This window comes from Curtobacterium sp. MCSS17_015, from assembly GCF_003234265.2.
In the GTDB taxonomy this organism is placed as follows: Bacteria; Actinomycetota; Actinomycetes; order Actinomycetales; family Microbacteriaceae; genus Curtobacterium.
Map to the genome: position 1 here is coordinate 650,304 of NZ_CP126256.1, position 23,435 is coordinate 673,738.

The following is a 23,435-nucleotide window of genomic DNA, read 5'->3' on the forward strand; positions in this document are numbered from 1 at the left end:
TCCGCGTGGGCGCCCGGGATGTCCGCGGCGGCCGTTACCGTGGCTCGCATGCGGATCCTGCACACCGGCGACTGGCACCTCGGGCGCACCCTCCTGGGCGCGGACCTGCTCGAGCACCAGGCGGCGTTCCTCGACCACCTCGTGCAGGTCGTCCGTGACAGATCGGTCGACCTCGTGGTCGTCGCGGGGGACGTCTACGACCGGGCGATCCCACCGGTCGAGGCGGTCCGCATGCTCTCGCACGTGCTCGAACGCCTGGCCGAGACGGCGACGGTCGTCGTGACTCCCGGCAACCACGACTCGGCGGTCCGACTCGGGTTCGGCGCCGGCGTGATGAGCGACCGCGTGCGGATCCTCGCCGAACCGTCGCGGCTGGCGGAACCGGTGCTGGTCGACACGTCCGACGGTGGCGGCCCGGTCGCGGTGTACGGGGTGCCGTACCTGCAGCCCGACATGGTGCGGTACGCCCTCGCGCCGGTGCCCGACGAACCGCTCGCACGCTCCCACCAGGCCGTCGTCGGTGCGGCGATGGACCGCGTGCGGAGCGACCTCGCCACCCGTACCGGGACCCGCTCGGTGGTCGTCGCGCACGCCTTCGTCGGTGGTGCGCTGCCGAGCGACAGCGAGCAGGACATCCGCGTCGGGGGTGTCGACCGGGTGGCCGAGTCCACCTTCGACGGCGTCGACTACGTCGCGCTCGGCCACCTGCACGGGCCGCAGCGCGTCGGAGCGGGGGACCGCATCCGCTACGCCGGGTCACCGCTGGCCTTCTCGTTCGGCGAGCGGAACCACACGAAGTCGGTGACCCTGGTCGACCTCGGCATCGACGGTGCCGTGTCCGTCGAACTCCTCCCGACACCCGTGCCCCGGCGGCTCGTGGACGTGCGCGGCAGCATCGAGCAGATCGAGTCCGGGGCGTTCGCCGAACACACCGACGCCTGGGTACGGGTCGCCGTGACGGACACCGTGCACCCCGAGCGCCTGTACGCCCGCGTGAAGGACCGGTTCCCGCACGCCCTCGCGATCACGCACGAGCCCGCCGACGCCCCCGACCGGTCGCCAGCGCGTGCCGTCAGCGCAACGTCCGACCCGGTGGAGGTCGCAGCGGACTTCGTCACCTACGCCACCGGTGGCGGCCCGGACGACGTGGAGCTCGCGATCCTCCGCGACGCCTACGAGTCCGCTGCCGCCGCGCTCGCCGAGCAGGGAGCACGCTGATGTACCTGCACCGCCTGGAGCTGCGTGCCGTCGGCCCGTACCCGGAACTCGTCTCGATCGACTTCGCGTCCCTCGCCGCGTCCGGGGTGTTCCTGCTCGAAGGTCCGACCGGGTCCGGCAAGTCCACGATCATCGACGCGGTCGTCTACGCGCTCTACGGCGGGCTCGCCGGCAGCGACGCCAGCACGGACCGACTGCACAGCCAGCACGCCGACCCGGGCGTGGAGCCCTTCGTCGACCTCGTCTTCGAGACGAGCGCCGGCGTGTACCGGGTCCGCCGCACCCCGTCGTACGACCGACCGAAGCAGCGGGGGAGCGGCACGATCCGTCAGCAGGCCTCGGCGCAGCTCTGGCGTCTCGCCGATCCGGCGGACCTGGTGGGCGAGCCGCTGTCCCACCGCGCGCCGGAGATCGGTGCCGAGGTCGCCCGGGTCGTCGGACTCAACCGCGACCAGTTCCTGCAGACCGTCGTCCTGCCCCAGGGCGAGTTCGCCCGCTTCCTCCGGTCCCCGGGGGAAGACCGGCGCAGGCTCCTGCAGTCCCTGTTCGGCACGGCGGTCTACGACCGGACCGCCGACGAGCTCGCGGCACGTCGCCGGACCGCCCTCGCGGACGTCGAGGCAGCGGACGCCCGGGTGCGGGACGCACTCGGCAGGTTCCGTCAGGCGTCCGGGGACGATGACGCCGACGAGTCGACCGCGCCCGACGTGGTGGTCGCGCTCCAGCAGGACGCCGCCGGACGCGAGCGTGCTCGTGCCGAGGCCGCGGTCGCTGCCGAGCAGGCCGTCTCCCACCTGCACGACGTGACGGCGCGCTCGGCGGCCGTCGACCGGCGCCGCGACCTGCTCCGCCGTCGGGACGCCGCTGCCGACGGAGCGCAGGTCGTCGCCGAGCACCGCACCGCCCTCGCACTGGCGGAGCACGCCGCCGTGGTCGTCGCGGTCGCCGACGGTGCGGCGTCGGCCGAGGACCGCCTGACGGCACTGGTCGGAGAGCGCTCGACGGTCCGCGACCGACACGACCTCACCGACCCGGCACCCCGTGCGACCCACGACCGACTCGTCGGGGTCCTCACCGACGTGCGGCACCTCGTCGAGCTCGAGCGGACCCTCGCCGAGCGGGCGACCGCTGTCGAGACCGCCACCGCCGACCTCGAACGGACGCAGGCGCGGCTGACAGAGGCGGTCGCCGCACTCGCCGACCGACCGGACGAGCGCGCCGAGATCGTCGCCACCGCCGCCCGCGCGGCCCAGACCGCGGCCGACGCCGGAGCCGCCGAACGAGCGGTCGAGACGGCACAGGAGCTCGCTCGGCTGCTCGCCGCTCGTGACGCCGCCGCCGACAGCGCCGCGGTCGCCGCCACCGCCGTCGCGGAGTCCGTGACCGCCGCTTCCGCTGCCCTCGCAGCCGAGAACGACCTCCGTGCCCGTCGGATCGCGGGGCTCGCGGGCGAACTCGGCGGGGCGCTCACGCCCGGTGATCCCTGCCCCGTCTGTGGCGCGGTCGAGCACCCGGCGGTGGCCCAGCCGCAGGACGACCACCCGAGTGCCGAGCAGATCGACCGCGCTGCAGCGGCTCGTGCCGACGCCGAACGCGGTCTCGCCGCCGCGACGGCGGACCACGCCGTCGCGCGGGCCGAACTCGCCCGTCTGACCGAGGCCGTCGGTGACCACGACGACGAGTCCGTCGCACGGCAGCGCGATGATGCCGACGCCCGACTCACCGCGGCCCGTGTGGCGGCCAACGCCGTCGCCGAGCACGAGCGCCGACTGCAGGCCCACGACCGCGCGACCCGGGCGCTCGAGGTGGACCACAACGACCTCGTCACCCGGAGTCGGGTCCTCGCCGACCGGATCGAGGGTGACCGTGTCCGTCTCGACGAGGACGGCCAGCGCGTGCATTCCGCCCGGAACGTCGTGCTGGCGGCCGCGGGCGACGCAGCGGCCGGCGGGGCAGGGGCGGAAGCGCGGCGGGCAGCCGGTTCCGACGGGGACGGGGACGGGGATGACAGCCTGGCCGCAGTGGTCGAGCGGGTGGACGCCGTGACGACGGTCCTCCGTGCCCTGGCCGACCTCGACGACCGGGTCACCGCGACCGAGCGCGACGTCGCCGACCGCAAGGCCGAGGTCGACGCCGCCGTGCAGGCGCAGGGGTTCACCGACGTCACGTCCGCACGGGCCGCCGCGCTCAGCCCAGCCGAAGCGGGACGACTCCGTGCACTCGTCGTGGCGGCGGACCGCGAGCACGCCGTGGTGGAGGCCGGACTGGCCGACCCTGCCGTGGTCGCCGCCGCCGAGGACCTCGCAGCACTCGACGCCGCTGCGCCTGGCGTCGCCGTGCTCGACCTCGACGCTGCCCGGACCACTCGGGACGCCGCCGCCGACGCCCTCGACGACGCCACCCGGGCCGCGGCCGCCGGGTCCGAACGTGCCGCCGCTGCTGAGCGGTGCGCCGCAGACCTGGCGCGGGCCGTCCGGGCGCGGGACACGACGAGCGCCGAGAGCCGGGCGGTGGTCCGTCTCGCCGACATCGCCTCCGCGGCGTTGAACGCCAACCCGACGGGCATCACCCTCGGCACCTACGTGCTCATGCGCCGGTTCGAGGACGTCGTGGCCGCCGCGAACGACCGACTGCGGGCGATGCTCGCGGGACGGTTCACCCTCGAGACCTCCGACGAGCGGGAGTCCGGCACCCGAGCACGTCGGACCGGCCTCGCACTGGCGGTCCGCGACCACCTCACCGACAGCACCCGGGACCCACGGAGCCTGTCCGGCGGCGAGACCTTCACGTTCTCGCTCTGCCTGGCGCTCGGGCTCGCCGACGTCGTGCAGGCCGAGGCCGGCGGGGTGTCACTCGGGACGTTGTTCGTCGACGAGGGCTTCGGCACCCTCGACCCCGAGACCCTCGACGACGTCATCGGGCAGCTGTCACGGCTGACGGCGGGCGGGCGCCAGGTCGGCATCGTCAGTCACGTCGAGGAACTCAAGCAGCGGATCCCGGAGCGCATCGCGGTACGACGCACGCCCGAGGGCGGTTCGCGCGTCACCACCACCGTCTGACCGGGACGCGCCAGCGCCCGAGCAGCCGACGCTCAGGCCGTGCTCGCCCGGACCGGTGCATGACCGGACCGGTGCGCGCCCGGCCCGGTGCATGCCCGGACCCGTGGGCGCCCGCTCCGGTGACATGAGCATCAGCGCACGTCGGGCCCGTGTCCGGCTGCGGTCAGGGCGAGTGCGGAGCGTCGACGGTGCCGTCGGGCGGCGGCAGGATGTCGGCGGCGATCCACGGGAACACCCACGTGAACAGCGCGAAGACGACGGCGGCCAGGAGCACGAGCAGCTCGAGCACCTTGAGGGCGGTGGGTCCGGGCAGGATGCGCCAGACGAGGGGGAAGATCACTTGGCCGTCTCCGAGAGTTCCTTCGGCGTACCGTCCGACGCCTGCATCCAGTAGTCCATCTTCGCGTGCACGATGTACCGCTCGGCAGCCGACCACATGGGGTGGCAGGCGGTGAGCGTCAGCCAGCGGTCGTCGGCCGTCGGCTCGACCCCGGGCTGGTTCGGGACGGGGGCGATGGTCTCGATCTTGTCCGGCGTGACGATCTGGCTGTCGGTCACCTTGTAGACGTACCAGACGTCGAAGTCCTGCTCCGCGTCGGTCACGCGCACGACGATGGAGTCGCCGTCCTGCATCTCGGCGATCTGGTTCAGCGGCTTGCCGTAGGTCACCCGGTGGCCGGCGACGGCGAAGTTGCCCTCTGCTCCGGGCATCGCGGTGTCCTGGTAGTGCCCGAGCCCGATCGTGTTGAGGACCTGTTCACGATCAGTGCCCTCACCGATCGGTCGGGTGTAGTCCGCGCCGAACCGGGGGATCTGCATCGTGCCGAACACGGTGGACATCCCCGGCGGCTCGGAGAGCACGGGGGCATCGTCGCGGTGCTCGGTGCCGACGGCCTGCTTCGTCTCGGGCTGTTCGAGCGTCTTGACCAACTCGTTCTGCTCGTTCACGGCGACGACGTCGGTCCACCATGCGGTCCACACCACGTAGAGCCCGGTGCCCGCTCCGGCGATGATGAGGAGCTCCGCGAGGAGTGCCACGAGGGCCCCGAAGACGGTCTGGCGGGGACGCCGTCGCCGAGGCCGCTCGGCCTCGGTCGCGTCGCGGGCGTCGCGCCGCGACGGCAGCGTGTCGTGAGAGGTCACTGGGGCTCCGGTTCGTGTGGACGGCGCAGTAGGTCTATCAGACCACGGCGACGGCTGCCTGCGGGCATCATCCACAGGTCGTCCAGGCGTTACCGTGGGCCGGATGGAGTACGTCATCCGCCCGTTCCGTCCCGCCGACACCGACGCGGTCGTCGCGCTCTGGGAGTCCTGCGGGCTCGTCCGACCGTGGAACGACCCCCGCCGCGACATCGCCCGGAAGCTGACCGTGCAGCCGGAACTGTTCCTGGTGGCGACCGACCGGGAGGCCGTGGTCGCCGCCGGCATGGCCGGGTTCGACGGGCACCGTGGCTGGGTCAACTACCTCGCGGTGCGCCCGGAACTGCAGGGCGGCGGGCTCGGTCGAGCGATGATGACCGAGTTCGAGCGGCTGCTCACGGCGATGGGATGTCCGAAGCTCAACCTGCAGGTGCGCGCCGGCAACGAGCAGGTCATGGCGTTCTACGAGTCGCTCGGGTACGCCCCGGACCACGCGGTCTCGCTCGGCAAGCGCCTGATCCCGGACGACGGCGGTCCTGCCCGGGACGCGAGTGTCGACGACACCGTCGCCGCCAATGATCGCTGAGCGATCCTCGCTGGATCTTCAGGACAGTGCGAGTCCGACGGACGCCCCGAACGCGAGCACGATGCCCGTCGTCTGCAGTCCCGTGAGCCGTTCCCGGAGCACCACCCCTGCGAGCACGACCGTCCCGATCGGGTAGAGCGCGTTGAGGACGCTCATCACCGGCAGCGTCGACGGGTCGTCGCTCGAGTGCAGGCCCGCCTGGATGAAGACGTTCGCCAGGGCGTCGAGGACCCCGCACCCCACCACCGCCAGCACGAGCGCTCGACCCGGCCGCGACCGCACGGCACCGACCGGGGCCCCGCCACCGGCCGTGCCCACGGAACCGACCCCGCCACCGGCCGTGGCCACGGAACCGACCGCGCCACCAGCCGCGCCCACGGAACCGACCCCGCCACCGGCCGCGCCCACGGAACCGGCCGCGGCCTCGGACCCCGCCCCGGCGCCACCACCGGCTGCTCCTGCGTCGTGTGCGGCGCCTCCCGGCCGGAGCCGTGCGACCACGACCGCCGCCGTGCCGAGCAGCACCACCTGCACGACCCGCGCCACCACGAGGGTCGCGACGCTGGCGTCCGGTGGCGACGCGTCGTAGGCCAGGACGATCCCACCCAGGCCGCAACCCGCGGCGGCGGCCGTCACCACACCACGGGTGGTGAGGCGGGCACCGCCGCGGTCCGGCACCGCCGCGACGAGCACGACGGCCACCACCGCCACGACGAGCGCGACGATGCCGAGCGCGGACAGCACGGTGCCGCGGAGCAGTGCGACCGCGACCGGCACCACCGCGGTGAAGACCGCGGTGAGCGGCGAGAGGACGCTCATCGGCCCGGTCGCGAGCGCCACGTAGAGGAGGAGCACCCCGGCCCCGCCCGACACCCCTGCGACCGCGCCGCACAGGGCCGCCTCGGAGCCGAATCGGCCGCCGAGCAGGGCGAGTCCGACCAGGAGCGGGGCGACGCCGACGGCCGCGGCGACCGCGGTCACGGACACCGGCCGTGCCCGGCGGGACGCGAGCCCGCCGAGGAAGTCGGCGGCGCCGTAGACGACGGCGCCGGCGAGGCCGAGCAGCACGGTGATCACGGGTCCCATCCTGCCCGGACCGGTACCCTGCACGGCGTGAGTGTTCCCTACCACCGGTTGCCCCGTGTCGACGCGAACTGGCGGTGGTGGCGCCCGCTCGTGGCGCTGGCGGTGTTCCTCGGCTTCTACGTGCTGTCGCAGATCGTCATCGGGATCGCCTACCTCGTGCCGATCGCGACGCAGCGCGGCCCGGAGGGGCTGGACGACCTGCTGACGAAGCTGTCCGAGGGGGCGCTCGACCCGACGGACCCGCTCGTGTTGTCGATGTCGCTCGTGTCCCTCGTGGTGCTCCTGCCGGCGATCATGCTGTCGACGAGGATCGCGCGGCTCGGTCCGTACGGGTTGCTGTCCTCGATCCGGCTGCGGGTCCGGTGGGGCTGGCTCGGCTGGTGCCTGCTGCCGCTGCTGGTGCTCGGTATCGTCATGTTCCTGCTCCAGTCGTGGGGCATGTTCGTGTTCGATGCCGGTCTGCACTGGAACACCGCCGCGATCGGTCAGTCCACCGTGTCGGTGCAGACGCTGACCGTGACGATCCTGCTGGTCGTCCTGCTCGTGCCGTTCCAGGCAGCGGCCGAGGAGTACGTCTTCCGCGGGTTCCTCATGCAGACCATCGGCTCGTGGATCCCGGTGCGGGTGGTCAGCACGGTCGTGGCGGTCGGGGTGTCGACCGTGCTGTTCGCCGTCCTGCACGTGCCGAACGGCTACAACATCTGGGGCATCCTCGACGTCGGCTCGTTCGGGCTCGTCGCGGCGGTCATCGTGCTCCGGACCGGCGGGCTCGAGGCGACGGTGCTCCAGCACGCGCTCAACAACATCATGATCTTCGTGCTGCAGGCACCGGGATGGTCGGAGATCGACCTGACCGGAGAGGGCTCGCAGGGGACCCCTGCCGGGTTCCTCGTCACCCTCGCGACCTCGCTCGGCTACTGGGGACTCATCGAGCTGATGGCGCACTGGCGCCGCCTGGACCGTCGGTTCCCGGGGCAGGAAGCCCCGCGGTTCCACGGACCGGCACCGCGCTGGGCCGGCGGGCGGCAGTGGCTCCGGCCGGGAGGCCCGGGCTGGTCGGGTGCGCCGGCGCTCGGTGACGGGTCGGTCACCTCCGGCGACCCGGCGCTGGTCGGTGCCAGTGCCGGTGCCGGTGCCGGTGTCGGTTCCGGCGCCGGTACGGGCGCCGGTGCGCGATCGTCCGTGTCCGCGCCCGCCTCCGGTTCTGAGGAGGGGGCCGGGACTGGAGCTGAGGCTGTCCCTGTGGAGAAGTCCGGTGGTGTCGGACCGCGGCCGTAGGCTCGTCGCATGAGCACCACCGCGCCCGCGCCCGAGTCGGCGGGCACCCGTTCCGCCGCCCTCGACGTGCTGCACCGGGTGTGGGGGTACGACGCCTTCCGTGGTGAACAGGCCGCCATCATCGAGCGCGTCGTCGCCGGCGGGGACGCGCTCGTGCTCATGCCGACCGGCGGCGGCAAGTCGCTCTGCTACCAGGTGCCCTCGCTCGTCCGCGACGGCATCGGGGTGGTCGTCTCGCCGCTCATCGCCCTCATGCAGGACCAGGTCGACGCCCTGGCCGCGAACGGTGTCCGGGCCGCCTTCCTCAACTCGACGCAGGGGCCGGACGAGCGTGCGCGGGTGGAGCGGGACGTCGTCACCGGGCAGGTCGACATGCTCTACCTGGCACCCGAGCGGCTGAAGATCGAGTCGACCCGCGCGTTGCTCGACCGGGCCCGGATCGCGCTCTTCGCCATCGACGAAGCGCACTGCGTGGCGCAGTGGGGGCACGACTTCCGACCGGACTACCTCGAGCTGAGCGTCCTGCACGAGCGCTGGCCGACCGTGCCCCGGATCGCGCTGACCGCCACCGCGACGCCGCAGACCCACCGCGAGATCTCCGCCCGCCTCGGACTCGACGACGCCGCGCACTTCGTCGCGGACTTCGACCGGCCGAACATCCAGTACCGGATCGAACCGAAGACCGGCGCACTGCAGCAGCTCCTCACGTTCATCCGGACCGAGCACAGCGGCGACGCCGGCATCGTGTACTGCCTGTCACGCAACTCGGTCGAGCGCACCGCAGCGGCCCTGGTCGAGCAGGGCATCGCCGCCCTGCCGTACCACGCTGGTCTCGATGCCCGGGTGCGGGAGCGCAACCAGGCGCAGTTCCTCCGCGAGGACGGCATCGTCATGGTGGCCACGATCGCGTTCGGCATGGGCATTGACAAGCCCGACGTCCGCTTCGTCGCGCACCTCGACCTGCCGAAGTCGGTCGAGGGCTACTACCAGGAGACCGGTCGTGCCGGGCGCGACGGTCTGCCCTCGACCGCCTGGCTGGCGTACGGCCTCAACGACGTCGTGCAGCAGCGCCGCATGATCGACCAGTCCGAAGGCGATGCGGCGCACCGACGGCAGCTCAGCGCCCACCTCGACGCCATGCTCGCCCTCTGCGAGACGGTCGAGTGCCGCCGCGTCCGCCTGCTCGCGTACTTCGGGCAGGAGTCCACCGCCTGCGGCAACTGCGACACGTGCCTGGCCCCGCCGGAGTCGTGGGACGGGACCGTCCCGGCGCAGAAGCTGCTGTCGACGATCGTGCGGCTCGACCGCGAACGCGGGCAGCGGTACGGCGTGGCACACCTCGTCGACATCCTGACGGGCAAGCAGTCGCCGCGGGTGCAGGAGCTCCGGCACGACACCCTCGCCACGTTCGGCATCGGGCAGGACCTGTCCGACGCCGACTGGAAGGCGGTCGCCCGGCAACTCCTCGCTCAGGGGTACGTGGCGGTGTCGGGCGACGGGTACGGCACCCTCGTCCTCAGCCCGACGAGCGCCGACGTCCTCGCCGGCCGGGTCGACGTCCGGATGCGTCGCGACCCGGTGAAGGCCCCGCGCGCCGGTCGGTCCCGACGCAGCGCCGTCGTGTCCGACATGCCGCAGGAAGCCATGCCGCTCTTCGAGTCGTTGCGGCAGTGGCGAGCCGGTCAGGCGCGTGAGCAAGGAGTCCCGGCCTACGTGGTGTTCAACGACGCCACCCTGCGGGGGATCGCTGCCGTCAGACCGTCCGATCTCGACGAACTGTCCGAGATTTCCGGCGTCGGTGCGGCGAAGCTCGAGTCCTACGGGCGGGCCGTCCTCGACGTCGTGGCTGCCGCCGTCTGATCCATGCCGCTCGGGGCATGCTGCTCCGGAGCCCGTCACTACACTCGGTACCTCCCGTCTGACAGGAGGCCGTGTGACCGGTTCGTCGAAGTCCGCCACCGTGCTCGGTCGTGCCGTGGTGGCGCCGCTCGCACGACTGCTCTGGCGGCCACAGGTCGTCGGTCGGAAGAACGTCCCGAAGCGCGGCGCGGTCATCCTCGCGAGCAACCACCGCTCCTTCATCGACTCCCCGACGATCACGCTGCTCGCTCCCCGTAAGGTGTCGTTCCTCGCGAAGCAGGAGTACTTCACCGGTACGGGCTTCCGCGGTGCCATGTCCCGCGCGTTCTTCTCCGGCATCGGCGCGATCGGCGTCGAGCGCGGTGCGGGTGCTGCGGCTCAGCACGCCCTCGACCTCGGCCTCGCGCGGCTCGAGGCGGGGGAGGCCTTCGCGATCTACCCCGAGGGCACCCGGTCCCTCGACGGCCGCCTGTACAAGGGGAGGACCGGCGTCGCCTGGTTGGCGCTGACGAGCGGGGCGCCCGTGGTGCCCGTCGCCCTGACCGGCACCGAGGACGTCCAGCCCGTCGGTTCACGGATGCCGCGGTTGGCCCGGGTCCGCATCGAGTTCGGGGAGCCACTCGACCTGTCGTCGTTCGGCGCCGCGAGCTCGGGACGGGCTCGACGGCAGGCGACCGATGCGGTGACGGCGGCGATCCAGGCGCTGAGCGGACAGGAACTGGCCGGTGCCTACAACGAACCGCCGGCGACGATCGTCGAGCGGGTCAAGCGCATGCTCCACCACGATGACCGCGGTGGCGAGGTCGAGCCGGACTGAAACCGGGCCTCCCGTGCCGAAGTGGGTCGGCCGGCACGTGGCGAGCGGATCGGCGCCGTCGGCAGCACCCAGGGCACCCGGTGCTGCATCGCCGCCCCGGTGAGCCGGGTACCGTCGACCCCGTCGTGGCGCGGACGTCACGCGGTGAGGAGACCACGGTGCGGGTGTCGGTGTTGGGGACCGGAGCGATGGGGGCGGGTGTCGCGCAGTCGTTGCTCCGCGCCGGGCACGACGTCACGGTGTGGAACCGCACGGTGGAGCGTGCCCGACCGCTCGGGGAACACGGCGCGACCGTCGTCGACGACGTCGCCGATGCCGTCTCCGACGCCCAGGTCGTCATGTTGACCCTGTTCGACACCGATGCCGTGGTCGACGTCCTCGAGCAGGCGGCCGGTGACGCCCCGCAGGACGCCGTGTGGGTGCAGGCGTCCACGATCGGCGTCGCCGGTACCGAGACCGTGGTGCAGCTCGCCGGGAAGTACGGGATCACCCTGGTGGAGGCCATGATGCTCGGCACGAAGGCCCCCGCGGAGCAAGGGAAGCTGACGATGCTCGTGGCCGGAGCCGATGCGCCGGTGTCCGTCGTCGATCCCGTGCTCGACGCGGTGAGCGCCAAGGTCGTCCGCGCGGGAGACCGCGTCGGCGAAGGGACGGCGCTCAAGCTCGCTGCGAACGCGTGGATCGCGTCCATCACCGCGGCCACAGGGCAGTCGCTGGCGATCGCCGCGGCGCTCGGGCTCGACCCGCAGCTCTTCCTCCAGGCGATCGAGGGCTCGGCGAGCGACTCCGCCTACGCCCACACGAAGGGGGCGGCCATGATCGCCCGTGACTTCCCGGCGCAGTTCGCGCTCGACGGGCTGCGGAAGGACATCGGCCTCATCACGGACGCGGCCCGAGGTGCGGGCGTCGACACGACCCTGCTCGACGCCCTCGGTCGGGTGTACGCCGAGGCGAGCGCTGCCGGGCACGGCGGCGACGACATCGCGGCGGTCGGCACCGCGTTCTGACGGCGCTCAGGGCCGACGGAACAACGCCCGGAGTCGGCGACCGAGACGCCCGACGGACTCGTCGTTCAGCGTGTTCGCGAGCATGAAGGCCTCACGCGCCGGATCAGCTCCGTCGCGGATCCGTCGCAGCGCCGCGTCGGCCCTGGCGCGGGCGTCGAGCTCGGCCGCGGGCATGTCGTCCTCGGGCTCGCGCATCTGCTCAGCGTACGCCGGGGTCGGTGTCGGCCCGGACGTCAGTCCTCGTCGTCGTCCGCCGCGTTGTCGTCGACCGCGCCGGCCATCTCACGCAGGAACGCGACGACGACAGCCATGTCCTCGGGCGGCAGGTGCTGCGCGACCTCGACGGCCCGGGAATCCAGGTCACCGATGACGGCGAGGGCGCGACGCATCGACCGGCCCGTCGCGGTGAGGATGACCCCCCGGCGGTCGGCCGGGTCGGCGTGACGCTCGACGTGCCCGGAGCGGACCAGGCGGTCGACCAGCGCCGAGGTGGACGCAGCGGTGATCCCGAGTCGCTCGGCGAGCTCCTTCGAGTTGACGGTGCGGCCCGAGGTCTCGGCGTCGACGAGCACCCGCAGGGCCATCAACGCGTTCTCACCGATCCCGAGTTCCTCACGCACGCGACGCTGGGCGGAACTCTCGGCAGTGCGGTACCGACGCAGGGCGTTCAAGACGTCCACCGCGTCGACCCGGGAGTCCTCGCCGTACCAGAACCCCGGGGCTGTCGTCGTCACCTCGGAAGTCATGCTCTCAATGCTAGACGGTCTAGTTAGTTTGTCTAGCGAAGGGCGGCACATGCACGCCGGGCGTCCAGGGAACGAAGTCGGGACGTGGCTGCAACACCCGGGACCCCGATCGGAAACACCCCGGCAACGCGTGGTCAGTAGGTTCGCCGCATGCAGGAGTCGACGTGCTGAACCGACTCGCGCGGAGCGTCCACAGCGTCGGGGGCGCGGTCGAGCGGACGGACGTCGTGGCGCGCCTGCTCGACGTACACCTCGCTCGGCGGGACCCGGCGGTCGAGAGCAGTGCGCTCGGTCGGAGCCTGCGCGGAGTCGTCGGCGCCGTGGTGCCGGAGGGGGACGCCGACCTCAGTCCAGCTGCGACGCTCGAGGCCCTGGCGTTGGACCGTCACGAACCGGCGTCCATCGCGGCTGCCGTGGCCGTGGCGCGGGACGATGCCCGGCGGGCACGGGACGTCGTCTCGACCGAGCTCTGGGACTGCCTCAACACGACCCGCTCCCGGCTCCCGCGCAAGATCGCCGGCGAACGTGCGCACGAGTTCCTCGGCTGGGTGCGGGAGCGGAGCGCCCTCGCGGTCGGGGTCGTCGACGGGGACGCCAGTCGCGACGAGGTGTGGGAGTTCTTCACGCTCGGCCGGTCGCTCACCCGGCTCACGGTCACGGCGCGGATGCTCGCCTCCGACCTGCTCGACCCGGGATCGGCGGCGTCCTGGGCGACCGCCCTCCGTGCCTGCGGAGCGGGGGAGGCGTTCCACCGCGAGCACCGGCACGGCACCACCTCGGCGGAGGCCGCCGCGTTCCTCCTGCTCGACGCGCACAGCCCGCGGTCGCTGCTGTTCCTCGCGCGCCGGAGCGAGGAGTGCCTCGAGGACCTGGTGGGCGTGCACCTCGCTGCCGAGGTCCGTGCCTTCGGGGACGCCCGCGTCGAGCTCGAGACGGTGACGCCGGACACTGCGGTCGACGCGGCCCGGTCGGCCGGGGCCCGTCTGGCGCTCGCGGCGGAGACGGTCACGGCCGCGCTCGACGCCCGCGTCTTCGCGGCCCCCGAGCCGGCACGCTGACGGAGCCGGCGCGGCAGGCGAACGTCAGACGCCGCTGGACCGGTCGGCCACGACCTCGTCGTGCTCGAGGTCCCGGCGCACCGCAGCCCGTCCCGCCCGTGACCCGACCACGGGTAGCGACCGCGTCACGGCGAGGTGCAGACGGGTGTCGGCGTCGTAGCGGAGCCGGACGTGCTGGAACCGGACGAGCCACACGAGCGCGATCGCGAGCGCGACGAAGCCGGAGGCCGCCCCGACGCCGATCGCCCACCGCGGCCCCCAGGCGTCCGCGACCGCGCCGACGATCGGAGCACCGACGGGGGTCCCGCCGACGAAGATCGCCATGTAGAGCGCCATCACCCGGCCTCTCATGGCGGGTGTCGTGGTGGTCTGCACGAGGGCGTTCGCCGTGGTCATGAAGGTCAGGGACGCCAGGCCGACGAACGCGAGCAGGACCGCGAAGGTCCAGTACGTCGGGGCGAAGGCCGCCGCGGTGCAGGCGAGTCCGAACCCGCCCGCGGCGAGGGTGAGCGTGCGCATGCGCCGGGCGGAGAGCAGGGCGCCGAGCACCGAGCCGACCGCCATCACGGAGTTGAGGAGCCCGAACTCCCCGGCACCCCGGTCGAACTCGACCCGCGCCATGGTCGAGGTGAAGATCGGGAAGTTCACGCCGAACGTCCCGACGACGAAGACCATGCCGAGCACGACCACGATGTCGGGCCTGGTCCGCACGTACCGGAAGCCGGCGACGAGCTGCCCCTTGCCCCGCGCAGCCCGCGGTCGTTCGGCGAGCTGCTGCGGGTCGACGAAGCGCAGGGCGACGAGGACCGCCAGGAACGACCCCGCGTTGATGACGAAGACCCAGCCGGAGCCGATCGCGGCGATGAGGACCCCGGCCACTGCGGGACCGACGAGTCGGGCGGCGTTGAACGACGCGGAGTTCAGCGCGACGGCGTTCGACACGTTCTCGCCCGTCACCACGTCCGACACGAACGCCTGGCGGACCGGGGTGTCGAACGCGGCGACGACGCCGAGCGCGAGCGCGAAGCCGTACAGCGACCAGAGCGTCGCCGTGTCGGTGAGCACCATGACGGCGAGCCCGAGGCCGAGCAGCCCCATCGACCCCTGCGTGAGCATGAGCATCCGGCGCCGGTCGAAGCGGTCGGCGACCAACCCGGTCCACGGGAGCAGCAGCAGCTGCGGCCCGAACTGGAGTGCCATCGTCACGCCCACCGCGACGGCGTCGTCGTCGGTCAGCTGGGTGAGGACGATCCAGTCCTGCGCCGTGCGCTGCATCCAGGTGCCGATGTTCGACACCAGGGCACCGGCGAACCAGATGCGGTAGTTGCGTCCCGAGAGGGACCGGAACATGGCACTCACTGGGCAGCGAGCCTCCGCATGATGTCGGTGGCGGCGGCGAGCGTCCTCCGCTCGGCGGGCGTCAGGGCGGCGAGGCGTGGGGTGAGCCAGCCGTCGCGGCGCTGCCGGGTCTCGGCGACCAGGTCCTCGCCTGCCGTGGTGGGGCACAGGAGCACCTTGCGGCGGTCGTCACCGTGCCCGTCCTTCGTGATCAGGCCCCGCTCGATGAGTGCCGTGACGGTCTTCGTCATCGACGGCGGGGTGACACCTTCGTGTCGGCTGAGGTCGGCGAGGGTCATGGCACCCTCACGGAGCAGCAGGGCGAGGGCGGAGAACTGGGCGTCGCTGACGGTCGTGTCGGACTTCTGCGCGCGGAGCGTCCGGGACAGCCGGTTGACGGCGATGCGGACGTCGGTCGCGAGCGGAGCACCGGCAGCGGAACGGCGACGCGCGGGAGTGCGCAGCGGGTCGGTGACGGTCACGGTTCGTCAGCCTAGCTCATTAGTTCAGCGAACGAATCAGTTGCTGCCTCGCTGCGTCGGACGGGCGTAGCATGGACGACATGGACAACACGTGTTGCCCATTGGACACGGGCCGGAAGGCGCGGGAGGAGCAGGACGCATGAACGGGTTCGCGGGCAAGGTCGCCATCGTCACCGGTGGCGGCAGCGGCATCGGCGAGTCGATCGCGAAGGAGCTCGCGGCAGCGGGCGCCTCGGTCGTCGTCACGGACATCAAGCAGGAGGCCGCCGAGCGCGTCGCCGCCGAGATCGAGCAGGCCGGCGGCACCGCAGCCGCCGTCTCCGCGAACTCGTCGATCGCCGCGGACAACGAGCGGGCCGTCCGGTTCGCCGTCGACACCTACGGCGCACTGCACCTCGCCGTCAACAACGCCGGCATCGGCGCCGCCCCGCAGCCCATCGGCGAGTACGACGTCGAGGCGTGGGACCGCGTCCGTGCCGTCGACCTGGACGGCGTCTTCTACGGCCTCCGCTACGAGATCCCCGCGATCCTCGAGGCCGGTGGTGGCGCGATCGTCAACATGTCGTCGGTCCTCGGTTCGGTCGGCATCGCCAACAACGCCGCCTACGTGGCGTCGAAGCACGCCCTCGTGGGTCTGACCAAGGTCGCCGCGCTCGAGTACACCGCCAAGGGCGTCCGCACGAACGCCGTCGGCCCGGGCTTCATCGACACCCCGCTCGTCCGCTCGTCGCTGAGCAGCGACGAGCTCGCCGGCCTCGAGGTGCAGCACGCCGCCGGGCGCCTCGGCACCGACGCCGAGGTGGCCGCGCTCGTCCTCTTCCTGCTCAGCGACCAGGCGTCGTTCATCAGCGGCAGCTACCACCTGGTCGACGGCGGCTACTCCGCGCACTGACCTGCGGTCCGCGGGACGCCGAGACCGGACGGGAGGCGCGGCGGACGTGAGCAGATGCGCTCACGTCCGCCGGGCCTCCCGTCCGTCAGCCCGGCGCCCGCGTCACCCGGCGCCCGCGTCAGTGGGCCGACCGCGTCAGCCCGGCCATCGCGTCACCCGGCGACCGCGTCAGTGGGCCGACCGCGTGAGGATCGCGTCGTGCGGGAGCAGTGCGTGCACGCCCCAGGTGCGGTTGGCGACCTGGGTGACGCGCATGCTGACGGCGACGCTCGCCATGCCGAGCGCCTCGGCGCGCGTGATGTCGTGGGAGCCGGCGATCCAGTCGACCATCCGGTCGAGCGCGGTCGCGGTCGCGGCGTTCAGGTCCGCGTCGAACCCGAACGTGATGCGGCCCGCCGGGGTGTCGGCGTGGATGCCCTCGACCGGTGCCTCGTCGAGCAGGGTCAGGGTCATCGTGGTCGTCATGCCGCACTCGACGGCGGTGCCGGAGACCTCGCCGTCGCCCTGGGCCGCGTGGCCGTCGCCGACCGACAGCAGCGCCTCCGGGACCGTCACCGGCAGGTACAGCGTGGCGCCGACGACGAGTTCGCGACAGTCGATGTTGCCGCCACCGAGGGGTCGCGGTGGGATCGTCGAGTGCTCGCCGGTCGCCTCCGGCGGGAGTCCGACGACGCCGAGGAACGGGGCCGTCCGCACGCCGAGCCCGAGCTGGTTGTGCGCGGTGCCCGCTGCCGGGTCGACGTCCCAGAGGAGCGGCCCGCGTGTGGACGGGTCGGCCAGGCCGAGGGCACGGTTCAACGGGGTGTCGACGCCGCCGGAGCCGGTGTAGCCCCAGTCGTCCGGTACCAGCTCGTCGAAGCGGACCGCGAGGACCTGACCGGGACGGGCCCCGGCCACGGCGATCGGACCGAGCAGGCAGTGGCCCCGGCGGGAGGCGATGAGCGTCGACACCTCGACCCCCGGGGCCGGCAGGCGTTCGGTGTAACCGGCGGCGCTGAGGGTCTGGACCGTGACGGTGTCGCCCGGAGCGACGGTCAACACCGGAGGGCGCTCGGCGGTGAGGACGTCGACGGCGGTGTCCGCGGTGGTCTCGATGCGGTGGTGGGTCACCGGGTGATCATCCCAGGCGCGGCTCCGGGGACGTCGAGACGAGACGCCGGCGTCGCGGCACGACGCCGGCGTCGCGGCACGACGCCGGCGTCAGTGGAACTGCGGGATCGTCAGCCAGATGCCGTACAGGACGGCGGCGACGCACAGTGCGAAGCAGACGCCGGCACCCAAGGAGGCGATCCTCGGCGTGGAACCGGAGCGTGGCGTCTCCTCGGCGTACTGGGTGCGCTCGCCGCCGGCGTCGGTGGGCTGCCCGGTCCCGAGCAGACGGAGACCGAGCGTGTAGAGCAGCACGACGGTCACGGCGGCGACGAAGCCCACTCCCGCGACGGTCGCGATGGCACCGAAGTCGATGTCCATGGGGTCCTCCCTCAGTTCCCGGCGGACACGGGCTCGCGCTCCGTGCTGCCCTCGCGGACGTCGTCCGCACCGATCGGCCTGCGGCGGGCCAGGACGAAGAAGGTCAGGCCGCCGACGAGGGCGAGCACCGCCACGACCACCAGCCCGATCGTCGAGGTCGACGCGAGCCACGTCGCCAGGCCACCGACGATCGCCGCGGACGGCAGCGTGATGACCCAGGCGACGACGATCCGGCCCACGACGCCCCAGTGCACGTCGGCGAGCTTCTTGCCGAGACCCGACCCGATGACCGAGCCGCTCGTGACGTGGGTGGTGGAGAGGGCGAAGCCCAGGTGTGAGGAGACCAGGATCGTCGCGGCCGAACTCGTCTCCGCCGCGAAACCCTGCGGGGACTGCACGTCGGAGATCTTCTTGCCGACGGTCTTCATGATCCGCCACCCGCCCATGTACGTGCCGAGGGCGATCGCGAGCCCGCAGGCCAGGACCACCCAGAGTTCGGGACCGGTGCCGGAGCCCTGGTACCCCGCGGCGATGAGGGTCAGGGTGATGACGCCCATCGTCTTCTGCGCGTCGTTCGTGCCGTGCGCGAGCGACACCAGCGACGCCGAGACAGTCTGACCGTGTCGGAAGCCGGTGGCGGCGCCGTGCGTGGTCGCGTTCTTCGTGATCGTGTACGCCAGGTAGGTCGCGACGAGGGCGATCACCCCGGCGATGACCGGCGACAGCAGTGCCGGCAGCACGACCTTCGAGACGACCGTGGCCCAGTCGACCGAGTCCAGGCCGGCGCCGATGATCGACGCGCCGATGAGCCCGCCGAACAGCGCGTGCGTGGACGACGACGGCAGCCCGAAGTACCACGTGGCCAGGTTCCAGAGCACGGCGCCGACGAGTCCCGCGAAGATCATCGTCGGCGTGATGTGGATGCCGTCCTGCCCCTCGCGGATGAGGCCCTGCGACACGGTCTTCGCCACCTCGGTGGAGAGGAACGCGCCGACGAGGTTGAGCACTGCGGAGATCAGGACGGCGGTGCGGGGCTTGAGGGCACCCGTGGCCACCGAGGTGGCCATGGCGTTCGCGGTGTCGTGGAACCCGTTCGTGAAGTCGAACACGAGGGCCACCACGATCACCAACACGACGGTGACGAGGACGTCCATGCGCGAGACGCTAGGCCCGTGCCGAGCGGTGCGCGTGAACGACGGATGAACAGGTGCGGCGTCTGCCAGGATGACGCCGTGCCCACCTTCTCCGCCGCACGAGGCGACTCCTCGTTCACCGACGCCCACGGTGTCGAGATCGTCTACTCGACCTGGCGTGCGGGTACGCCGAAGGGCATCGTGCAGATCGCGCACGGTGTCGGGGAGCACGGGCTCCGGTACGAGCCGCTCGCGCAGGACCTCGTGCGCGCGGGCTGGACCGTGCACGCGAACGACCACCGCGGCCACGGCCGGACGGGCCTGGTGCAGTGGGACGGCGACCACGGTCGGCTCGGCCGACTGGGACCCGGCGGGCTCCGGGCTGCCATCGCGGCCGTCGAGCAGATGACCGCCGTCGCGAAGGCCGACGACCCGGGGCTGCCCGTCGTGCTGCTCGGTCACTCGTGGGGCTCGCTGATGGCCCAGCGGATCGTGAACACCTCGTCGGAGCGGTACGCGGGAGTCGTCCTGTCGGCGAGCGCGCTGCGGGTGCCCGGTTTCATGAACGGCGGCGACCTGAACCGACGGCACGCGGCCTCCGGCCCGACGAAGCACGAGTGGCTCACGCGTGACCGTGCGGTCATCGACGCGGTCGGGACCGACCCGCTGGCGGTGGAGGCCGACGTCCTCGGTCTGTTCGGGCTGCCGGACACCCTCCGACTGCTCGGGTTGCCGCGGCGCAGGATCCCGCACGACCTGCCGATGCTCCTGCAGGTCGGGTCCGAGGACTCGCTGGGCGGGCCCCGGTCCGTCGAGCTCCTCGCCCGCGCGTACCGGCGCTGGGGACGCCTGTCCGACGTCACGGTCCGCGTGTACGCGGAGGCCCGACACGAGGTCTACAACGAGACCAACCGCGACGAGGTGGTCGCGGACCTCGTCGCGTGGCTCGACCGGGCGGTCGCGCTCCGCTGATCGGTCGGCCGGCTGGCCGGCCGCGGTGGACCGTCAGGACGCCGCTTCGGCCGGCCCGTCCGCCGCCGCCGGCGTCGCCGCGGCCGACGACGCCTCGTAGCGTCCGGGAGCAGCGGCGTCCGGCCGGGGCGCCACCCCCTGCAGGAACCGGCGCACCGAACCGTGGAACAGGTCCGGGTCCCGGTTGAGCTCCGAGCCGTGCGGGCAGGGCGCGACCTCCACCAGGGTGGCCGCCGAGCCGGCTGCCGCGGCGAAGCGCCGGGAGGCGTCGACCGGCACGTCACGGTCGCCGACGCTGTGCACGAGGAGCAGTGGCACCCCCGCTGGTGGCGACGGGCGCATCCGTCGGAGCGGGATGGGCGCCCGCATGCCGGCGAGCCGGGACAGTCCGGGGACCGTGAGCGCGACGGCTCCGAGCGCGCCGAGGAACCCGGGGAAACCCGCCTTCACGGCACCCCACCGGAGCGCGGTGAACCAGTCGAGGGCCGGGCACACCAGGACCATCGCGTCCACGCGGTCCCGCAGCGCCGAGTCGCGTGCCGCGTGCATCGCGATCGTCGCTCCCATGGACCACCCGACCAGGACGAGTCGTCCAGCGCCGTGGTCGACGGCGTACCGCATCGCGGCGTCGAGGTCGTGCCACTCCGTCGAGCCGAAGGTCGCCGGCAGCCCACGGTCGTCCTCGGCGTCACCGCGGTACCCGATCACGAGCGAGCTCATGCCGGCGGCGAGGGTGTCGGGGACACCGCGGAGGACGGCGCTCCGGCTGGAGTGGATGCCGTGCACGTGGATCGCCCACGTGGTCGATCCGGGCACCGGGAAGAACCAGGCGGCATGCTCCGAGCCGTGCGCCGTGATCGTGACCTCGGTGGCATCGGGTGACACGGCTGCCGGGTCGTCGATGAGGTACCCGGTCCAGAGCAACTCGTCGCCCTGCTCCGGCAGCACCGCCGGGGCGTCCAGCACGGCGCGACCGACCCGGTCGCCGTCGTCGGTGAGGACGTCGCCGAGCAGGATGCTGTGCTCGTCGTCGCCGAAGTAGACCCGGTACACGCCGGGACACCGGGTCTGCTCGTCAGCCGGCACCGTGACGGTCGTCGGGGTCACCTGGAGCACGGGCACGGTCCGCTTCGGCCGCGGGTGCACGGCCTTGCGGGCGACGACCACACCCGCCGTCGTCGACGCTGCGAGGCCCACGACCCCTGCGGCCGCCACGAGACGCGCCGCGACGCCGATCAGGCCCATGCGCTGCCCCCGCCGGTGCATCGTCCGTCCGGTCTGCCGCTGTCCGATCTGCCGCTGTCCGATCTGCCGCTGTCCGGTCCGCCGCTGCCCTGTCTGCCCACGCGACGACCCTATTCGCAAACGGCGGGCGAGCCGGGGGCCTGTGGGGAACCGGCCGGTGAACGAGAGGACCCCGGCCTGTTGGGGGGAACAGACCGGGGCCGGGCCACTCGACCCATTGGGGGGAACGGATCGAGCGGCGACGCCCGAGGGTCGAGGGGGGTCTCACCCCAGGCGTGCCACTGACGGTACGCCCGCGCACCTGCGGCGGCAACTCGGTTCGTTTTCAGGTGCTCCGCCGAGGTGCCGGTGGCACCCGCCGACGGACGGGAGGCCCGGTGCGGGGCCGCCACGGGCCTCCCGGAATAGGGTGGCCGCATGCACGGTGAGTACAAGGTCCCCGGAGGCAAGCTCGTCGTCGTCGACCTGGAGGTCGTCGACGGCAAGATCGACCAGTTCCGGCTGGCCGGTGACTTCTTCCTCGAGCCGGACGACGCGCTCCCGCTCATCGACCAGGCGGTGGACGGCCTGCGTGCCGACACCGACGCCGCCGGCATCGCCGCCGCCGTCCGGCACGCGCTGCCGGAGGACGCCGTCCTGCTCGGTTTCACCCCCGAGTCCGTCGGGGTCGCGGTGCGTCGAGCGCTCTCGCGGGCGTCGTCGTGGCGGGACTACGAGTGGCAGGTCGTCCACGAGGGGCCGGTCAGCCCCAACGAGCACCTCGCGCTCGACCAGGTCCTGACCGAGGAGGTCGGGGCCGGACGCCGCGGACCCACCCTGCGCATCTGGGAGTGGGACCAGCCAGCCGTCGTCATCGGGTCGTTCCAGTCGTTGAAGAACGAGGTCGACCCCGCCGGTGCCGAGAAGTACGGCGTGCAGGTCGTCCGGCGGATCTCCGGCGGCGGAGCGATGTTCATGGACGCCGGCGCGATCATCTCGTACTCGCTGTACGTGCCGACCGACCTCGTGCAGGGCATGACGTTCGCCGACTCGTACGCCTACCTGGACGAGTGGGTGATCGAGGCGCTCAAGTCCCTCGGCATCGAGGCGTACTACCAGCCGCTCAACGACATCACCTCGACCAAGGGCAAGATCGGCGGCGCCGCGCAGAAGCGTCTCGGCACCGGGTCGCTCCTGCACCACGCCACCATGAGCTACGACATGGACGGCGAGAAGATGGTCGAGGTCCTCCGCATCGGCCGCGAGAAGATGAGCGACAAGGGGACGACGAGCGCCGCGAAGCGTGTCGATCCACTGCGCTCGCAGACCGGCCTGACGCGTGCCGAGATCATCGACCGGCTCATCGGTACCTTCACGAAGCTGTACGGGGCGACGGAGGGGCACGTCACCGAAGCCGAGCGACAGCGGGCGCAGGAACTCGTCGACACGAAGTTCTCGACGCGGGAGTGGCTCGAGCGCGTGCCCTGAGCGGGCCGCGGCGGACGCGCCGAGACCCGGCCTGGCGGACAGGACTCGGCGTCCGGCCGGTGCGGAGTGTCCCTGGGGGCGAGGCGCGGCGATCGCGGTCGGTGCGGATCGCGAGGATCAGCCGCGCGGCGGATGTCCTCCGTCGATCGGCCACGTAGCGTCGCTGCCGTGGACTGGTTGATCTTCCTGGGGGCGGTGGCCGCTGCGGTCGTCGTGATGTGGATCGCCGACCGCGTGGGCTGGATCGACCTGTCGAACAAGTCCACGCGCGGGGGCGGGTCCGGTGGTGCGGTCGGGATGCTGGACGAGGTGTTCGCCCCGACCCGGCACGAGACGCAGACCGAGTTCGAGCGACAGGTGCGGCTGCCGCGGGAGGCGCCGACGCCGGCCCGCCACGACCACGACCTGCTCAGCGGGACCGTGCTCATCCGGGTGCCGTCGGTCGGCGCGCACTCGACGGCCGCGCACCGGGCCGGCACGCACCACCGCCAGTACTGACGGCCGCTGACGCGGAGCGGTCCCGCCGCGGAGCGGGTCCCGCCGCGGAAGTCGGGCGGAACGCCGCTCGACGCCCCCGGGAC

The 23,435-nt window shown here is 72.6% G+C and carries 23 protein-coding genes; 12 read left to right on the plus strand and 11 right to left on the minus strand.

The genetic code is table 11. From position 1 onward, the window contains the following. Positions 1-48 precede the first annotated feature (48 nt). Entirely contained in the window at positions 49-1,218 is a 1,170-nt protein-coding gene (locus DEJ18_RS03060; protein WP_111209503.1) for an exonuclease SbcCD subunit D, read from the plus strand. Then, positions 1,218-4,277 carry an AAA family ATPase gene (locus DEJ18_RS03065; protein ID WP_111209504.1) on the plus strand — a complete coding sequence of 1,020 codons (3,060 nt, stop codon included), beginning with the start codon at positions 1,218-1,220 and terminating at the stop codon, positions 4,275-4,277. The genes DEJ18_RS03060 and DEJ18_RS03065 overlap by 1 nt, the downstream gene beginning before the upstream one ends. A 163-nt stretch (positions 4,278-4,440) precedes the next feature. On the opposite strand, the gene DEJ18_RS03070 is transcribed toward DEJ18_RS03065, so the two are convergent. After that, positions 4,441-4,617 (minus strand): hypothetical protein, encoded by a 177-nt coding sequence (locus tag DEJ18_RS03070; protein WP_181434126.1) that lies wholly within the window; start codon positions 4,615-4,617, stop codon positions 4,441-4,443. Beyond that, positions 4,614-5,420 carry a class E sortase gene (locus DEJ18_RS03075; protein ID WP_258376831.1) on the minus strand — a complete coding sequence of 269 codons (807 nt, stop codon included), beginning with the start codon at positions 5,418-5,420 and terminating at the stop codon, positions 4,614-4,616. The genes DEJ18_RS03070 and DEJ18_RS03075 overlap by 4 nt, the downstream gene beginning before the upstream one ends. 103 nt (positions 5,421-5,523) lie before the next feature. On the opposite strand from DEJ18_RS03075, the gene DEJ18_RS03080 reads away from it, so the two are divergent. Beyond that, complete coding sequence (locus tag DEJ18_RS03080) at positions 5,524-6,003, plus strand: GNAT family acetyltransferase (RefSeq protein ID WP_111209505.1); 480 nt, start codon at positions 5,524-5,526, stop codon at positions 6,001-6,003. An 18-nt stretch (positions 6,004-6,021) separates the two neighbouring features. Here DEJ18_RS03080 and DEJ18_RS03085 read toward each other — a convergent pair whose 3' ends face one another. Beyond that, positions 6,022-7,080: an EamA family transporter gene (locus tag DEJ18_RS03085; protein WP_111209506.1), complete on the minus strand. Its 1,059-nt coding sequence runs from the start codon at positions 7,078-7,080 to the stop codon at positions 6,022-6,024. A 36-nt stretch (positions 7,081-7,116) separates the two neighbouring features. Between DEJ18_RS03085 and DEJ18_RS03090 the strand changes: the two genes are divergently transcribed. From DEJ18_RS03090 to DEJ18_RS03105, 4 genes are all read left to right on the plus strand, one after another. Further along, positions 7,117-8,367: a CPBP family intramembrane glutamic endopeptidase gene (locus tag DEJ18_RS03090; RefSeq protein WP_146241467.1), complete on the plus strand. Its 1,251-nt coding sequence runs from the start codon at positions 7,117-7,119 to the stop codon at positions 8,365-8,367. Positions 8,368-8,376: 9 nt separating this feature from the next. Continuing rightward, on the plus strand, positions 8,377-10,227 hold the full coding sequence (gene recQ, locus DEJ18_RS03095; RefSeq protein ID WP_111209508.1) for a DNA helicase RecQ: 1,851 nt from the start codon (positions 8,377-8,379) through the stop codon (positions 10,225-10,227). Positions 10,228-10,300: 73 nt separating this feature from the next. Then, a complete protein-coding gene (locus DEJ18_RS03100) occupies positions 10,301-11,044 on the plus strand; it encodes a lysophospholipid acyltransferase family protein (RefSeq protein WP_111209509.1) in 744 nt (247 codons plus the stop codon). A gap of 125 nt (positions 11,045-11,169) precedes the next feature. Next, complete coding sequence (locus DEJ18_RS03105; protein WP_258376832.1) at positions 11,170-12,051, plus strand: NAD(P)-dependent oxidoreductase; 882 nt, start codon at positions 11,170-11,172, stop codon at positions 12,049-12,051. A 6-nt stretch (positions 12,052-12,057) separates the two neighbouring features. On the opposite strand, the gene DEJ18_RS03110 is transcribed toward DEJ18_RS03105, so the two are convergent. Next, complete coding sequence (locus tag DEJ18_RS03110) at positions 12,058-12,246, minus strand: hypothetical protein (protein WP_111081738.1); 189 nt, start codon at positions 12,244-12,246, stop codon at positions 12,058-12,060. Positions 12,247-12,284: 38 nt separating this feature from the next. Continuing rightward, the gene (locus tag DEJ18_RS03115; protein WP_111209510.1) at positions 12,285-12,797 is read right to left on the minus strand and encodes a MarR family winged helix-turn-helix transcriptional regulator; all 513 of its coding nucleotides are present in this window, start codon (positions 12,795-12,797) and stop codon (positions 12,285-12,287) included. A 164-nt stretch (positions 12,798-12,961) separates the two neighbouring features. Between DEJ18_RS03115 and DEJ18_RS03120 the strand changes: the two genes are divergently transcribed. Further along, positions 12,962-13,855 carry an alpha-E domain-containing protein gene (locus DEJ18_RS03120; RefSeq protein ID WP_111209511.1) on the plus strand — a complete coding sequence of 298 codons (894 nt, stop codon included), beginning with the start codon at positions 12,962-12,964 and terminating at the stop codon, positions 13,853-13,855. Between the two features lie 24 nt (positions 13,856-13,879). On the opposite strand, the gene DEJ18_RS03125 is transcribed toward DEJ18_RS03120, so the two are convergent. Then, on the minus strand, positions 13,880-15,214 hold the full coding sequence (locus DEJ18_RS03125) for an MFS transporter (protein WP_111209512.1): 1,335 nt from the start codon (positions 15,212-15,214) through the stop codon (positions 13,880-13,882). Beyond that, complete coding sequence (locus DEJ18_RS03130) at positions 15,211-15,675, minus strand: MarR family winged helix-turn-helix transcriptional regulator (protein WP_258376833.1); 465 nt, start codon at positions 15,673-15,675, stop codon at positions 15,211-15,213. The genes DEJ18_RS03125 and DEJ18_RS03130 overlap by 4 nt, the downstream gene beginning before the upstream one ends. A 139-nt stretch (positions 15,676-15,814) precedes the next feature. On the opposite strand from DEJ18_RS03130, the gene DEJ18_RS03135 reads away from it, so the two are divergent. After that, positions 15,815-16,567, plus strand: a complete 753-nt coding sequence (locus tag DEJ18_RS03135; protein ID WP_111209513.1) for an SDR family NAD(P)-dependent oxidoreductase — start codon at positions 15,815-15,817, stop codon at positions 16,565-16,567. Between the two features lie 168 nt (positions 16,568-16,735). On the opposite strand, the gene DEJ18_RS03140 is transcribed toward DEJ18_RS03135, so the two are convergent. The 3 genes from DEJ18_RS03140 to DEJ18_RS03150 form a co-directional block, all read right to left on the minus strand. Then, positions 16,736-17,677 (minus strand): acetamidase/formamidase family protein, encoded by a 942-nt coding sequence (locus DEJ18_RS03140; RefSeq protein ID WP_111209514.1) that lies wholly within the window; start codon positions 17,675-17,677, stop codon positions 16,736-16,738. 90 nt (positions 17,678-17,767) lie between these two features. Continuing rightward, positions 17,768-18,037, minus strand: a complete 270-nt coding sequence (locus DEJ18_RS03145) for a hypothetical protein (RefSeq protein WP_111081732.1) — start codon at positions 18,035-18,037, stop codon at positions 17,768-17,770. 11 nt (positions 18,038-18,048) lie between these two features. Then, positions 18,049-19,191, minus strand: coding sequence for an inorganic phosphate transporter (locus tag DEJ18_RS03150; protein WP_111209515.1), 1,143 nt, complete (start codon positions 19,189-19,191; stop codon positions 18,049-18,051). A gap of 78 nt (positions 19,192-19,269) precedes the next feature. Between DEJ18_RS03150 and DEJ18_RS03155 the strand changes: the two genes are divergently transcribed. Beyond that, positions 19,270-20,142: an alpha/beta hydrolase gene (locus DEJ18_RS03155; protein WP_258376834.1), complete on the plus strand. Its 873-nt coding sequence runs from the start codon at positions 19,270-19,272 to the stop codon at positions 20,140-20,142. A gap of 33 nt (positions 20,143-20,175) precedes the next feature. Here DEJ18_RS03155 and DEJ18_RS03160 read toward each other — a convergent pair whose 3' ends face one another. Next, positions 20,176-21,387 carry an alpha/beta hydrolase gene (locus DEJ18_RS03160; RefSeq protein ID WP_181434110.1) on the minus strand — a complete coding sequence of 404 codons (1,212 nt, stop codon included), beginning with the start codon at positions 21,385-21,387 and terminating at the stop codon, positions 20,176-20,178. 417 nt (positions 21,388-21,804) lie between these two features. Here DEJ18_RS03160 and lplAB point away from each other — a divergent pair, with 417 nt between their 5' ends. After that, on the plus strand, positions 21,805-22,854 hold the full coding sequence (lplAB, locus tag DEJ18_RS03165) for a lipoate-protein ligase LplAB (RefSeq protein WP_111081728.1): 1,050 nt from the start codon (positions 21,805-21,807) through the stop codon (positions 22,852-22,854). Positions 22,855-23,022: 168 nt separating this feature from the next. Then, positions 23,023-23,352 carry a hypothetical protein gene (locus DEJ18_RS03170; RefSeq protein WP_111209519.1) on the plus strand — a complete coding sequence of 110 codons (330 nt, stop codon included), beginning with the start codon at positions 23,023-23,025 and terminating at the stop codon, positions 23,350-23,352. Positions 23,353-23,435 lie beyond the last annotated feature (83 nt).

Bases quoted from the DNA above. Each gene is read 5' to 3' on its own strand.
- DEJ18_RS03060 (WP_111209503.1), top strand. From the start codon at position 49: ATGCGGATCCTGCACACCGGCGACTGGCACCTCGGGCGCACCCTCCTG.
- DEJ18_RS03065 (WP_111209504.1), top strand. From the start codon at position 1,218: ATGTACCTGCACCGCCTGGAGCTGCGTGCCGTCGGCCCGTACCCGGAA.
- DEJ18_RS03080 (WP_111209505.1), top strand. From the start codon at position 5,524: ATGGAGTACGTCATCCGCCCGTTCCGTCCCGCCGACACCGACGCGGTC.
- recQ (WP_111209508.1), top strand. From the start codon at position 8,377: ATGAGCACCACCGCGCCCGCGCCCGAGTCGGCGGGCACCCGTTCCGCC.
- DEJ18_RS03110 (WP_111081738.1), bottom strand. From the start codon at position 12,246: ATGCGCGAGCCCGAGGACGACATGCCCGCGGCCGAGCTCGACGCCCGC.
- DEJ18_RS03115 (WP_111209510.1), bottom strand. From the start codon at position 12,797: ATGACTTCCGAGGTGACGACGACAGCCCCGGGGTTCTGGTACGGCGAG.
- DEJ18_RS03135 (WP_111209513.1), top strand. From the start codon at position 15,815: ATGAACGGGTTCGCGGGCAAGGTCGCCATCGTCACCGGTGGCGGCAGC.
- DEJ18_RS03145 (WP_111081732.1), bottom strand. From the start codon at position 18,037: ATGGACATCGACTTCGGTGCCATCGCGACCGTCGCGGGAGTGGGCTTC.
- DEJ18_RS03150 (WP_111209515.1), bottom strand. From the start codon at position 19,191: ATGGACGTCCTCGTCACCGTCGTGTTGGTGATCGTGGTGGCCCTCGTG.
- DEJ18_RS03160 (WP_181434110.1), bottom strand. From the start codon at position 21,387: ATGGGCCTGATCGGCGTCGCGGCGCGTCTCGTGGCGGCCGCAGGGGTC.
- lplAB (WP_111081728.1), top strand. From the start codon at position 21,805: ATGCACGGTGAGTACAAGGTCCCCGGAGGCAAGCTCGTCGTCGTCGAC.